This is a genomic window from Undibacterium sp. TJN25 (assembly GCF_049339885.1).
Classification (GTDB): Bacteria; Pseudomonadota; Gammaproteobacteria; order Burkholderiales; family Burkholderiaceae_D; genus Undibacterium.
Window position 1 is genome coordinate 136,342 of record NZ_JBMPPM010000004.1, and the last position, 12,615, is coordinate 148,956.

Here is a 12,615-nt window from a genome sequence, read left to right on the forward strand (position 1 = left end):
CTACAGGTAGCTGAGCAGAAATTGACAGCCGCGCAGCGGGTTGCTACAGTCAGCAGTCAGTCGAAGCCCGCGGGCTATTTGCTAGCGGCAATCAATGCCGACGAATGCTAACCGGGAGTGAGATTGAAAAAAATAACGAAGATGCTGCTGGCCGCTACGCTATGCAGCACCCCCTGGGCACATTCGGCTGACGGCGTCACGCAGCCAGCCGATGTCCAGGCCAAAGCCGCTGCGCAACAGCAAAAATTGGCCAGGCTGGCCGGACGGGCAACCGCCAAAACCGCCTATACTAACCTTACGCTAATCGACGGCACTACTACCGGCCCGCGCCCTGCTGTGCGCACAAATATGGCGATCATCGTCAACGGCGACCGCATCGGCGCCATCCTGTCCATGTCGCAGTTCAGCAAAGAAATAGCCGATGATGTCGAAGTGTTTGACATGCATGGCATGTTTGCGCTGCCGGGTCTGATCGACTCCCACGTGCACTACGCTACCCAGCCGTCGCGAGTGACCGCTGAAGCGGAGTTGAGGCGAAATATCTATGGCGGACTGACCGGCGTACGCGACATGGCCGGCGACGCCAGGGCGCTGGCGGATTTGTCGCGTTCATCACTGCTCAATGAAATTCCTTCGCCGGATATTTTTTACTCCGCACTGGTGGCCGGTCCCAGTTTTTTTGCGGATCCGCGTACGGTACTGGCATCGCTGGGCATGCAGCCGGGTCAGGTGCCATGGCTATACGCGGTAACGGGCCGCAGCAGCCTGCCGCTGGTGATTGCGCAGGCACGCGGCACCGGCGCCACCGGCCTGAAAATTTATGCCAACCTTTCCGGCAGGCTGGTGCGAGGCCTGGTCAGGGAAGGCAAAAAACAATCCTTCCCGGTATGGACACACCAGCAGGTGTACCCTGCCACACCTTACGACTCCCTGGGTGCGACGACCGTATCGCATGTCTGCATGATAGGCAGGTACGTGCGCGATGCCGGCAAAGACCAATACGGCCATGCCAATGAACCGACGTATGCAGGATTGACTGCTGACGATCCCGGCATCCGAAAATACATTGCCGCGCTTGCCAGATCCGGCACCATCATGGATGCCACGCTGAGCGTGTATATTCCGCCGCCACCGGCAGAAGGCAAGCCGGCGGCGCCGGATCCACATTGCCCGGTACAGCTGGCCGGAGATATCACGCGCGCGATGCACAGGGCCGACATCCCCGTTGTGGCCGGAACAGATACAGACACCGTACCGGACGATCCCTATCCGGCGCTTTATGGCGAACTGGATGCACTAGTGCGTTATGCCGGATTTACACCGTATGAAGCCATCGTTGCCGCCACCCGCAATGCGGCCAGGGCGCTGGGCAAGGAAAGCGATTTTGGCACGCTGGAAGCGGGCAAGTTCGCCAACATGATTCTGCTGAAAGAAGATCCCACACAAGACATTGCAAAGCTGCATACGCTGGCAGTCACGGTCAAACGGGGGCATCGCTTCGTTCAGGCCGATTACCATCATCAGCCCATCCCCTTGCCGGCGGAAGACTGAGCGTGGGCGCACTTGCTAGGGCCGCTGATTCTCCAGCGGCGAAACGCCCTTCGCCACGACGGCCCTGGCCAGCAAGCGCCTCAGCTTCAGCGCGGGCTGCTCGACGGCGTGCCAGGACAGCGCCGCAAGCACCAGCGTCACCGGAACCGCCGCGAGCGTCAACAACGCCGGGGATATCCCTGGCAGCAGCGCAATGACTGCCTGCTGCACGGGAAAGGCACAGATATATACGCCATAGGAATAATCCCCCGCTGCATTGAATCTGCGGATATTCCCTGAAGGGACATAGGCAAGATAGAACAGCGCATAGGCAATGCTGAACTGGTAGGCCACAAAAAAGACCTGCGGGCTTGTCAGCGCGGATATAAGCAGTGCAGCGGAGAGTGCGGCCATCCATTTTCCACGTAGTTGGATATATTCCTTCAGCACCCAGAAAGCTGCTCCGCTGGCGAACATGAAAAAAAGTTGGGGAAAAGGATCGCCATCCTGCGAATTGAAATGCCGGATAAGAACCAGCACGCCGGACACCAGCGCACTGGCGACGACCAACGCCTTGAACAAGGCAACAGCCTTATACCTGAACAGGGTGCAAGCGCACCACAGCCCCGCCAGCAACAGATACATCCTGATCTCGTACACCATGGTCCACAACGAGCCGTTGACGGCGCCCTGATAAGGATTGCCGTCAAATACACCGGGCAGATAATAAGCGATCTCCCGGCTCATCGCCATGCAGCGCAGGAAGTAGGAATAGGTCTGCGGATGCTCAAGATAGGCGTCCAAGGGCAGCGTAGTAAAAAACGGGCCCAGCACAAGTACGCTCAGCATCAGTACGACTGCCAGCGCAGGGTAAATCCGCAGTACCCTCGCCAGTATAAAATCAGCGATGCCTTGCTTTGCCAGCAAGCTTCCCGTCACCAGAAAACCGCTGGTAATGAAAAAGATATCCACCGATATCGAGCCTATGCTCATGCCCAGGCGCTGCCCTAGCGGCTCAGGCAGGCGCAACAACGCAAAGCTATGGCCGAACAGCACGGCAAGCGCTGCGGCCATGCGGATAAGGTTGAAGTTATTATTCTTCCCAGAAGTGAAGCTGGATAACTTCATCGTGATGGCGCCTGGTTCAGGTTACGTTGCTTTCTCAAGGCACACATTTTAAAGCCTTAATCCGGCAGTTCCAACTATTCGCCACGTGCACGATAAAATTGTTTCCCGGCTTGCCCAGGCGTCTCCGATGATTCGTTGTATACATAAAAATATTACCCTTTCAAATACGCCTCTCCTGCCCGGCCGGAAATTTATCCGCAAGCGATTTTCCTTCGGAAAACCCCAAAGATTTTCATGTCCGAAATAATCGAAAATATATTTACCAACGGGTAAATAATGTACTATGATCCAGAATCGGATAAAAAAAGCCGATGGTTTTGCAGTGCGAAGACGGCAAAGAAAACCGGTGCATCGCAACAAAAAGAGAGCCGTTTTTTCTCGCTTTGTGCGGTAAGCCCTGGCTTTCAGCCAGCCGGCGCCAGGACATAAAAATAAGAATATTCATTTCAAAAGAAGGCCACTTTTTTGGAGAAGACAAATTGGATCATTCCACGTTCAACACATCACGCCGCCGCGCACTGAAAACACTGGCTGCGGGCAGTTCCCTCGCCGCCGTCGGCATGACCTCTTCCAGCCTGGTTCTGGCGCAGAATGCGCCTATACGCGTCGGCTTTCCCGTGCCGCTGACAGGCGCCTTTGCTGCTGAGGCTCAGGCCGTCGTACGCGGCGCAGAGCTGGCCATCAAGGAATTCAATGACGCCGGCGGCCTGAATGGACGCAAGGCAGAACTGCTGGTGAGGGACGACAAGCTCAACCCGCAGGAAGCGGCAACCCGCACCATCGAACTGATCGACAAGGACAAGGCCAATTTCATCGTAGGCTCGGTATCCGCCGCGGTGCAGCTATCGGTCAACAATGTCACCAAGCAGCGGCAGGTGATCTATAACTCAATCAGCCAGTCCGACACGATCAACGAGGCGAAGGACTGGAGCCCCTACACCTTCCACGAATGCCTGAATCCGCACATGACTGCCGGTGCGGTAGCACGCTATGCGATTCCTAAACTGGGCAAGCGGGTGGTCTTCCTGACAGCCGATTACGCCTACGGCCAGGAGATGGTGCGCGGTTTCCAGACTGCCGGAAAAGCCTTGGGAATGGAAGTGCTGGCAGATATCCGCCACCCACTGGGCACGACCGATTTTTCCAGTTACTTCCCGCGCATCCTGGCGCTGAAACCGGATATTCTGATCGTCTGCAATTTCGGACGTGACCAGCAGATCGCTTTCAAGCAGGCCAACGACTTCGGCATCAAGAAACAGATGAAAATCATCGCGCCGCTGCTGATGCATAGCGGCCGCCTGGTAGATGGCCACAAGACCTATGAAGGCATCATTGGTGGAACCGGATATTATTGGGGACTCGAAGCCAGCCTGCCCTCATCCAAACGTTTTAATGACAGTTTCAAGACGCTGCACAAAGGGCTCTACCCTACCGACTATGCCGGTCTCGGCTATGCAGGCGTGCGCAATGTGCTGGCTGCGGCAAAAGCAGCCGGCACCACCGATACCGAAAAAGTGGTGCCGGCGCTGGCCGCCATCAAGGGCGATATCTACAAGGGCAATGTCTTCTTCCGTGCCTGCGACCACCAGGCGGTGCAGTCGGTGCTGATTGTCGAATCCAAAGACAAGGCAGGTGCGGCAAACGACCAGGACATCTTCAAGATCCTGGCGACCGAGTCTTTCGACGAGAGCAAGCTGCGTTCCTGCAGCGAACTCGGGTTCAAAGCCTGACGCATCAGCAACGACCGGCAACCATTGGCAACTGCCGGTATCAGATATAGCAAAGAAATCGCGGAGGCAGAACAGTATGCTGCCTTCCGCTTCTGCCACATGCCTGCTTCTGCAGTACTTATTTCCGCTCACGCCTGAACATGGAACTTTCGCTTAATCTCATTGCACAGCAACTGGTCACCGGCCTTGCGCTCGGGTCCATCTACGTGCTCGTCGGTGTCGGCCTGTCGCTGGTATTCGGCCTGCTGACCATCGTCAATTTTGCCCATGGCGCATTTTTCATGGTCGGCGCCTACGTGGGCGTCTTCGTGTTCGCCAAGACAGGCAACTTCTGGATATGCATGGTTGCCGTGCCGCTGATCACCGGCGCCATCGGCCTCGTCGTTGAACGCTTCCTGATACGGCCATTGTATGGACGCGGCATCGACTATCCATTGCTGCTGACTTTCGGTCTGGCCTATGTGCTGATGGACCTGGTCCGCATGGGCTTCGGTGTGCAGGGCGAACAGTTCGATACTCCCGAGATATTACAGGGCGCGGTCGATATCGGCATAGGCATGTTCCCCATCTACCGCCTGTTCCTGATTGCCGTTACCACTGTTGTATTGCTGGTGCTATGGGTATTCATAGAAAAGACCCGTTTCGGTCTCATCATCCGCGCCGGCGCGCGCGATCCGCTGGTGCTGCGCGTACTGGGCGTTAATGTCTCTACCGTATGGCTTGTCATCTTCGGCATAGGCACCGGCATTGCCGGCCTGGCCGGGCTGCTGGCGGCACCGATGCAGGGCGCATCGCCGGAAATGGGCGTTCCCATCCTGATCCAGGCTTTTGTCATCACGGTGGTAGGCGGCATGGGCTCGCTTGGCGGCGCTATTGCCGCGGGCCTGATCGTCGGCGTGGTGGTCAGTTTTACCACCTTGTTTGAGCCTGAGCTGGCGGAATTCTCGATGTTTGCGCTGATGGCGATTACCCTGATATTTAAGCCCAACGGCCTGTTTGGCCGTAAAGGCCTGATGAGCTGAACCATGACGAACAAGACGACTCCGACAAAGCAATGGGGCAGCCTGCTGGCGCGCCATCCGGCACTGGCAGTGACTGCGCTGCTGGCGCTCTTTCCGCTGGTTTTTCCTTTTCATTCGCTGGCCATCAATATCCTGCTGTTCGGCCTGTTCGCGGCCGGCTATAACCTGACCTTCGGTTATACCGGCAAGCTATCCTTCGGCCATGCCGCCTTTTTCGGCGGCGGCGCCTACGGCTGCGGCATCCTGATCTCCCAATACAGTATTGCGTGGCCGCTGGCGATCTGCTTCGGCATCCTGCTGGCCGGATTGATAGCGCTGTTCATGGGTCTGCTGGCGATGCGCACCCGCGGCATCTATTTTGCGATGGTGACGCTGGCGCTGGCGCAGTGCGTATATTTCCTGTTTTTCCACGCGTCCATCACCGGCGGCGACAACGGCCTGCGCGGCGTCAACGTCAATACGGTCAATCTCGGTTTCATGCAGATCGATCTGTTGAACCCGCTGGTCAAATACTATTTCATGCTGTGCTTCGTCGCGGTGGCAGTGTGGCTGATTGCCCGCATCCTGAATTCGCCTTTCGGCTCGGTGCTGGAAGCCTTGCGCGAGAATGAAAACCGCGCCCGTGCCTGCGGCATCAATATCGAGCGCACGCGCCTGTTGTCGCTGGTGATCTCCGGCATGATCTGCGGCCTGGCCGGCGCGCTGAATGCGATCAACCTCTCCACGGTGTCGATAGACGCATTGTCCTACCACACGTCCGGCCAGGTGATGATGCTGACACTGCTGGGCGGCATGGGCACTTTTTTCGGGCCTTTCCTGGGCGCCGGCATCTTCCTTGGTATTGAACATGTGGTTACAGGCATTACCGAGCGCTGGCAGCTGATCGTCGGCGTGATCTTCATCATCCTGGTGCTGTTCTTCCCGAAAGGAATATGGGGCACCGTCCTGGAGCGCTACAAAAAATGACCGGCACTTCCCTGCTCAGCACGCGCGGCGTCACGAAAAAGTTCGGCGGCTTTACCGCCAACAAGGATGTCAGCGTCGATTTTCCTCGCGGCAAGCTGACCGCGATCATCGGCCCCAACGGTGCCGGGAAATCGACCTTTTTCAACCTGGTATCCGGCGGCCTCGCGCCCACCTCCGGCGAAATCCTGTTTGAAGGAAAAAATGTGGTCGGCCTGAAGCAGCACCAGTTCGCCAAGGTCGGCATTTCAAAATCTTTTCAGATCACCAACCTGTTCCCAGCCCTGTCGGTGCTGGAGAATGTGCGGGTTGCAGTGCAGTCGCTGCATAGCGTGTACGACCTGTGGAGCCCGCGCAGCAAGCATGCGGAATGGGTCGAAAAGGCAGAATCCCTGCTACAACTGGTCGGACTACAGGATCGCCGCCGCGACCGCGCAGAAAATCTCGCGCACGGCGAGCAGCGCAGCCTGGAAATTGCAGTTGCATTGGCCTGCGACCCCAAGCTACTGTTGCTGGATGAACCCACCGCCGGCATGAGCCCCGAGGAAACCCGCGTCATCATGGACCTGATCCTGAAACTGCTGGAACATCGCACGATAGGCCTGGTGGAACACAAGATGAAGCTGATCATGGGTGTCAGCGACAGCATTATCGTACTGCACCAGGGAGAGCTGCTGGTACAGGGAACGCCGGATGAGATACGCGCCAATGAAGAGGTCAAGCGCGTCTACCTAGGCAAGGGAAAGCACTGATGGAAGACACTAAGCCAACACCGCTGCTTGCGGTCGACAACCTGAACGCGTGGTACGGCCGCAGCCATATCCTGCAGGGCATAAGCTTCCATGTGAAAGCAGGCGAGGTCGTGTCGCTGATCGGCCGCAATGGCGCCGGCAAGACGACGTCGATGAAGAGCATCATGGGCCTGCTGGGCCGCACATCCGGTCATGCATGGTTTGACGGCGTGGACCTGCTGGAAAAGCCAGCGCATGAGCGTTTTCACCATGGCCTGGCTTTCGTCTTTGAAGAACGCCGCATCGTTCCTGGCCTCACGGTATTGGAAAATATAGAACTTGGCGTGATGGCATCACCCGACGGGCGCAAGCGTACCAAGGCCATTGTCGAAGAAATTGCGGAAACTTTTCCACGCCTGAAAGAACGTCTGCTACAGGAAGCCGTGACCATGTCAGGCGGCGAACAGCAAATGCTGGCAATTGCGCGCGCCATGGCGGCCAGTCCCAAGATGATCATGCTGGACGAACCTAGCGAAGGCATCATGCCCAAGCTGGTGGATGAGATGTTTGAATATTTTGAAGTGCTGAAGAAGAAGGGCGTCACCATCCTGCTGGTAGAGCAAAGCGTGGAACATGCGCTGCGCATTTCCGACCGCGCCTATATCATGGACCAGGGCGAGATCGTGCATGAAGCGCCGGCGCAAGTCTTGCTCGACGATGCGGAAATACAGGAACGCTACTGCTCGGTATAAACAAGGGCAAACAAGTGCGACCAAGTCCAAAGAAAATGAGCACACATAAAAAAGCGGCCGGCCTATAAAGGCAGCCGCTTTTTTTTACCGAGCTTTCCGCTACAGCACGCCGAGCGCGCGCAAGATTTTTTCAGGAGTCACCGGTTGCTCCGCGACCCTGGCATTCAAGGGCGCCAGTGCATCATTGATGGCATTCATCACCGCCGCCGGCGCACCTGCCGTGCCGGCCTCGCCGGCACCCTTAGCGCCCAGCTGAGAAGTGAGTGTCGGTGTTTCAACGTGGCTGATTTCTATATCCGGCATTTCAGACGCCATCGGCACCAGGTAGTCTGCCATGCTGCCATTGCGCAGCAGGCCATTGTCGTCGTACAGGCATTCCTCAAACATGGCGCCGCCTATACCCTGCACGACGGCGCCGCGTATCTGCTCATCGACCAGCATGGGGTTCAGCACACGTCCGCAATCTTCCACCACCCAGTGCTTGAGCAGTTTGACAAAACCGGTCTCCACATCCACCTCAACATACGAGGCCTGTACCCCGTTGGTAAAGACAAAGGGAAAGTCACGCTGCGCGTAGTTACGCGACACCACCAGTTCCGGCAGCGCGCCGGCTGGCAGCGTATCCGGCCTGAAATAAGCGATCCGCCCCAACTCCGCCAGCTCGATCAGCACCTCGCCGCTCACGCTGTCGACCACCTTGCCGTTGCGCACGTCCATCAACTCAATGTCCTTTTTCAGCACCACGGCAGCCAGCTTGCGCAGGTTTTCGCGCAGCGCCTGCCCGGCCAGCAACACCGCTTCTCCACCGATACCGGCGCCGCGCGAAGCCCAGGTACCGCCGCCATAAGGCGTGACGTCGGTATCGCCGGTGATAACCCTGACCCTGTCCATTGGGACGCCGACCGCATCCGCAGCGATCTGCGCAAAAATGGTTTCTGTTCCCTGCCCCTGCTCGCCGACACCCACCAGGCAGGTGACAATGCCGGTTGGATCCAGCCGCAGCGTGGCACCGTCCTGCGCCGCAATGCGCGCGCCGCCCACACCGTAGAAGGCAGCGCCGGGATTGGTCAATTCGACCAGCACGGCCAGGCCGATGCCACGGTAAATGCCCTGCTTGCGCAAACTCTCCTGCTCCTGTCGCAGGCCGGCATAGTCCATCATCTGCTCCAGCTTGGCCAGGCATTGCTCATGCGACAGCTTCTCCAGCTTGATGCCGGAGGCGCCGGAACAGGGATAGCCGTCGTCCGGCATCACATTCATCTTGCGCATCAGCAGCGGATCGATACCCAGTTTTTGCGCCGCCAGGTCAACAATACACTCTGTCACGGCACAGGCGATGGGATGACCCACACCGCGATACTGGCTGGTCGGCGATTTGTTTTGCAGCACTACCTTCAAGTGGCCGCGGTATTCCTTGTGCTTGTAGGGGCCGCCGGTGATATTCAACACCTGGTTGCCTTCGATGGCGCTGGTACGCGGATACACCGAATAAGGCCCCACGCCGGTCACGTCATCAATTTCAAAAGCAAGGATCTCGCCGTTGGCCTTGGCCGCCAGCCGGGTATGCACGATATGCTCGCGCGCATGGATGTCGCTGGTAAAGGATTCCAGCCGGTCGGCAACAAATTTGACCGGACGCTTCAGCAGAATGGACAGCGCAACGGTGGCAAAATCATCCGGGTAAGAATGCACCTTGATGCCGAAAGAACCGCCGACATCCTTGCAGATTACACGCACGGAACTTTCAGGCAATGAAAAATGGCGCGCATACAGGTCCTGCATCATGTGCGGGGCCTGGTGCGACTGATAGACGGTCAGCTTGTGGTCGGCGGGGCTATAGTCGGCCAGCACAGAACGGGTTTCCATCGTCACGCCGGTATGGCGGCCGAAGCGGTAGGTTTCTTCCACTACCACATCGGCCGCGGCGAATGCATCGTCCACTCCGCCGGTATCTATCGTCTTGCTGAAGCACAGGTTATCGCCAAGCTCCGGATGGATCAACGGCGTGGCGGCATCCAGCGCAGTTTCCATTTTGCATACGGCCGGCAATTCCTGCCAGTCAACCGTAATGGTCTGCAAGGCGTCTTCGGCCTGGCGGCGGGATTCCGCGACAACGGCCAGCACCGGCTCTCCTTGCCAGCAGACCTTGTCCATCGCCAGCGGATACTGCGGCGCCGATTTCATGCCTGGCAAGTGGGCCAATGTCGCCACCCACGGCGTACATAATTGGGCAATCTGCTTGCCATCCACCACCGCGATGATGCCGGGCATCGTGCGCGCGGCCTCAGTGTCGATATTGCCGATACGTGCATGCGCGATCGGGCTGCGCAGATAAACCACGTGCGCCATCCTCGCCAGCACCACGTCGTCTACATAAGTGCCCCGCCCTTCCAGGTGGCGTTTTGCATTCGGGCGCGCTACTCTGGCGCCGATATAGGCGCCTGCAGGTTCCGCGCTGGCCGCGACTGCGGGCTGCAGCACTTCCCTCTCTGAAATGATTCCCATTTTGTCTCCCGTTTTTTACAGCTGCAACGCCTGTTCGCGGCGTTTGGCCTGCACTGTACAGACGGCGTCGACGATCGCCTGGTAGCCGGTGCAGCGGCAATAATTTCCAGACATGTATTCGCGTATTTCGTCGCGCGTGGCGTCGGGCTTTTCGTCCAGCAGCGCCGATGCCGTCAGCAGCATGCCGGATGTGCAGAACCCGCACTGCAGGGCATTGTGCGCATGAAAGGCGGCCTGCAGATCTGCCAGATCGCCGCGGTCGCTGGCATAATCGATGGTCTCCACTTCCTGGCCAGCGGTCTGCACGGCGAGCACGAGGCAACCGCGCACGATGTCGCCATCCAGCCTTACCGTGCAAGCGCCACAGACGCCATGTTCGCATCCGGTGCGCGCACTCTTGATGCCCAGGTCATCCCGCAGGAAATCGATCAGATGGGTACGCGGCTCGACATGCCGGGTCTGTTCCACGCCGTTGACGTAGAGGGTAAGCTGGACAGGTTCAGCCATGTGCGGCTCCGGAAAATGATGGTTGCTGACTCATGCTGCCAATGCCTTTAATAAACGATTCATCAACACCTGTGCCAGGTGCTGCTTCATCTCGGCGGAATTGTACAAGTCCGCAGCGGGAGCGAGTTCATTCGCCAGTGCCTTCCTGGCAGCAGCAATCAAGTCTGCCGTAAGCTCTCGCCCTTCCAGCACGGCTTCAGCCGCGCGCGCGCGCAGCGGGATGTTCCCGGTGCCAAGGAATACAAGCCGCAACCCGCTTAGTACATTGCCCGCAACTTGCGCCACCGCTGCCAGGCCGACTATTGCATAATCGCCATGGCGGCGCGCCAGTTCGTCAAAAGCACAACGGCTGCCAGGTGCCTGCAATGGAAATTCGCAGGCAACGATAATTTCGTCTGGCGCCATGTCCGTTGTGTACAGTTCCTGGAAAAAATCCGCCGCCTGCACGCGCCGCAAGCCGCGCCGGCTGGCCAGCACAATCACGGCATCCAGCGCCACTGCGCAGCACGGCCATTCAGCCGCCGGATCGGCAAAGGCGATCGAACCACCCAGCGTACCCTTGTTGCGGATTGCCTTGTGCGCCACATGCGGCGCAGTCATTGCCAGCAAGGGCATGTGTTGCGCCACCAGAAAGGAATCTTCGATTTCGCTGTGGCGCGTCATCGCGCCTATGCGCAGATGTCCTTCCTGCAGCGAAATACCGCTCAAACCGCGGATGCCGTTAAGATCGACCAGTATCTGCGGCTCTGAAAGCCGCATGTTCAGCGTCGCCAGCAAAGTCTGCCCGCCGGCAATGATCCTGGCGCCGTCTCCATACTGCTCCAGCAGCGAAAAGGCTTGGTCCAGCGTAGCCGGCCTGGCATAGTCAAACGACGGGGCTTTCACATGTGCTCCCTATAATCATATTCTTCCAGCTGCAGCATAAGCAATGCGACAGCCAAACCCAGATTCAGCGCCACCAGTGGCTAATCAGCAATGCGAACGCAGCGCCGAAGCTGAACCAGAAAGCGCGGTAGAGCTCCGGTCTGAAACTTCCGCCAAAAGCCGGCGGTTGCACGGCATTGCCTGGACCGGCGTGCGCCGCAGAGGCAAACACAGGCGAAGAAGCAGGCAAAACCCCAGCCGGAGCAGGCACCTGTTCTGCCGTCAGGCCAGCGGCCGAGCCTATGCCGCCCGTCAACGCACTATCAAAGGCCGCAAAAAATTCATCGGCCATTTTCTTCGCTGACGAATCAATCAGCCGTCCGCCTATCTGTCCCAGTTTGCCGCCTACAGACGCCTCTACCGAATAGCTGAGCCGCGTGCCCTGGCCTTCCTCCGTCAAGCGCACGCCGGAGCGGCCCTTGGCGAAACCAGCAGCCCCGCCCGAGCCCTCGAAAGTCAACGTGCAGCTGGACGGCATATTAACGTCCGACATCAGTATCTTGCCGGCAAAGCGCGCCCGCACCGGACCTATCTTCAGCGCAACGCGGGTATGCATTTCGGTATCGGATATTTTCTGGATTTCTTCGCAGCCAGGCACGCAGCGCGCCAATATGGCCGGATCATTCAATGCATCCCATACCGTCTGCCGGGGCGCGCGAATTATTTGCTCTCCAGTTAATTCCATGATTTCCTCTTCGGGTGCTGATGGGTAGCGATGGCGATGGACAGCATTGGACAGTTCCGCCGCTTCTACGCGTTGCTACAGTCTCCGCATTTTCCATACATGCCGGTTATTTTACTTATTATTTACCACGTGGTAAAT

General features: G+C 58.0%; 11 protein-coding genes. 6 read left to right on the forward strand and 5 right to left on the reverse strand.

All coding sequences use genetic code 11. The features are described 5' to 3' along the window. Positions 1-123 precede the first annotated feature (123 nt). Positions 124-1,551: an amidohydrolase family protein gene (locus tag ACO0LO_RS10755; protein WP_422964223.1), complete on the forward strand. Its 1,428-nt coding sequence runs from the start codon at positions 124-126 to the stop codon at positions 1,549-1,551. A gap of 15 nt (positions 1,552-1,566) precedes the next feature. On the opposite strand, the gene ACO0LO_RS10760 is transcribed toward ACO0LO_RS10755, so the two are convergent. Next, positions 1,567-2,658 (reverse strand): acyltransferase family protein, encoded by a 1,092-nt coding sequence (locus ACO0LO_RS10760; RefSeq protein ID WP_422964224.1) that lies wholly within the window; start codon positions 2,656-2,658, stop codon positions 1,567-1,569. 479 nt (positions 2,659-3,137) lie between these two features. Here ACO0LO_RS10760 and ACO0LO_RS10765 point away from each other — a divergent pair, with 479 nt between their 5' ends. The 5 genes from ACO0LO_RS10765 (at position 3,138) to ACO0LO_RS10785 (ending at position 7,856) form a co-directional block, all read left to right on the forward strand. Then, positions 3,138-4,388 carry an ABC transporter substrate-binding protein gene (locus tag ACO0LO_RS10765; protein WP_422964225.1) on the forward strand — a complete coding sequence of 417 codons (1,251 nt, stop codon included), beginning with the start codon at positions 3,138-3,140 and terminating at the stop codon, positions 4,386-4,388. Between the two features lie 140 nt (positions 4,389-4,528). Continuing rightward, positions 4,529-5,410, forward strand: coding sequence for a branched-chain amino acid ABC transporter permease (locus tag ACO0LO_RS10770; protein ID WP_422964226.1), 882 nt, complete (start codon positions 4,529-4,531; stop codon positions 5,408-5,410). Between the two features lie 3 nt (positions 5,411-5,413). Then, positions 5,414-6,376 (forward strand): branched-chain amino acid ABC transporter permease, encoded by a 963-nt coding sequence (locus tag ACO0LO_RS10775; protein ID WP_422964227.1) that lies wholly within the window; start codon positions 5,414-5,416, stop codon positions 6,374-6,376. Then, a complete protein-coding gene (locus ACO0LO_RS10780) occupies positions 6,373-7,125 on the forward strand; it encodes an ABC transporter ATP-binding protein (RefSeq protein WP_422964228.1) in 753 nt (250 codons plus the stop codon). Before ACO0LO_RS10775 ends, ACO0LO_RS10780 begins: the two co-directional genes overlap by 4 nt. Next, positions 7,125-7,856 carry an ABC transporter ATP-binding protein gene (locus ACO0LO_RS10785; protein WP_422964229.1) on the forward strand — a complete coding sequence of 244 codons (732 nt, stop codon included), beginning with the start codon at positions 7,125-7,127 and terminating at the stop codon, positions 7,854-7,856. The genes ACO0LO_RS10780 and ACO0LO_RS10785 overlap by 1 nt, the downstream gene beginning before the upstream one ends. Before the next feature lie 99 nt (positions 7,857-7,955). On the opposite strand, the gene ACO0LO_RS10790 is transcribed toward ACO0LO_RS10785, so the two are convergent. The 4 genes from ACO0LO_RS10790 to ACO0LO_RS10805 form a co-directional block, all read right to left on the reverse strand. Then, complete coding sequence (locus tag ACO0LO_RS10790) at positions 7,956-10,361, reverse strand: xanthine dehydrogenase family protein molybdopterin-binding subunit (RefSeq protein WP_422964230.1); 2,406 nt, start codon at positions 10,359-10,361, stop codon at positions 7,956-7,958. 15 nt (positions 10,362-10,376) lie between these two features. Continuing rightward, positions 10,377-10,868 (reverse strand): (2Fe-2S)-binding protein, encoded by a 492-nt coding sequence (locus tag ACO0LO_RS10795; RefSeq protein WP_422964231.1) that lies wholly within the window; start codon positions 10,866-10,868, stop codon positions 10,377-10,379. A gap of 30 nt (positions 10,869-10,898) precedes the next feature. Beyond that, entirely contained in the window at positions 10,899-11,753 is an 855-nt protein-coding gene (locus ACO0LO_RS10800) for an FAD binding domain-containing protein (RefSeq protein ID WP_422964232.1), read from the reverse strand. Positions 11,754-11,817: 64 nt separating this feature from the next. Then, positions 11,818-12,477 (reverse strand): CoxG family protein, encoded by a 660-nt coding sequence (locus tag ACO0LO_RS10805; protein WP_422964233.1) that lies wholly within the window; start codon positions 12,475-12,477, stop codon positions 11,818-11,820. Between the last annotated feature and the right edge of the window lie 138 nt (positions 12,478-12,615).

Excerpts from the sequence above, each read along its gene's own strand:
- ACO0LO_RS10795 (WP_422964231.1), bottom strand. The coding sequence starts at position 10,868 with ATGGCTGAACCTGTCCAGCTTACCCTCTACGTCAACGGCGTGGAACAG.
- ACO0LO_RS10805 (WP_422964233.1), bottom strand. The coding sequence starts at position 12,477 with ATGGAATTAACTGGAGAGCAAATAATTCGCGCGCCCCGGCAGACGGTA.
- ACO0LO_RS10790 (WP_422964230.1), bottom strand. The coding sequence starts at position 10,361 with ATGGGAATCATTTCAGAGAGGGAAGTGCTGCAGCCCGCAGTCGCGGCC.
- ACO0LO_RS10760 (WP_422964224.1), bottom strand. The coding sequence starts at position 2,658 with ATGAAGTTATCCAGCTTCACTTCTGGGAAGAATAATAACTTCAACCTT.
- ACO0LO_RS10770 (WP_422964226.1), top strand. The coding sequence starts at position 4,529 with ATGGAACTTTCGCTTAATCTCATTGCACAGCAACTGGTCACCGGCCTT.
- ACO0LO_RS10775 (WP_422964227.1), top strand. The coding sequence starts at position 5,414 with ATGACGAACAAGACGACTCCGACAAAGCAATGGGGCAGCCTGCTGGCG.
- ACO0LO_RS10780 (WP_422964228.1), top strand. The coding sequence starts at position 6,373 with ATGACCGGCACTTCCCTGCTCAGCACGCGCGGCGTCACGAAAAAGTTC.
- ACO0LO_RS10785 (WP_422964229.1), top strand. The coding sequence starts at position 7,125 with ATGGAAGACACTAAGCCAACACCGCTGCTTGCGGTCGACAACCTGAAC.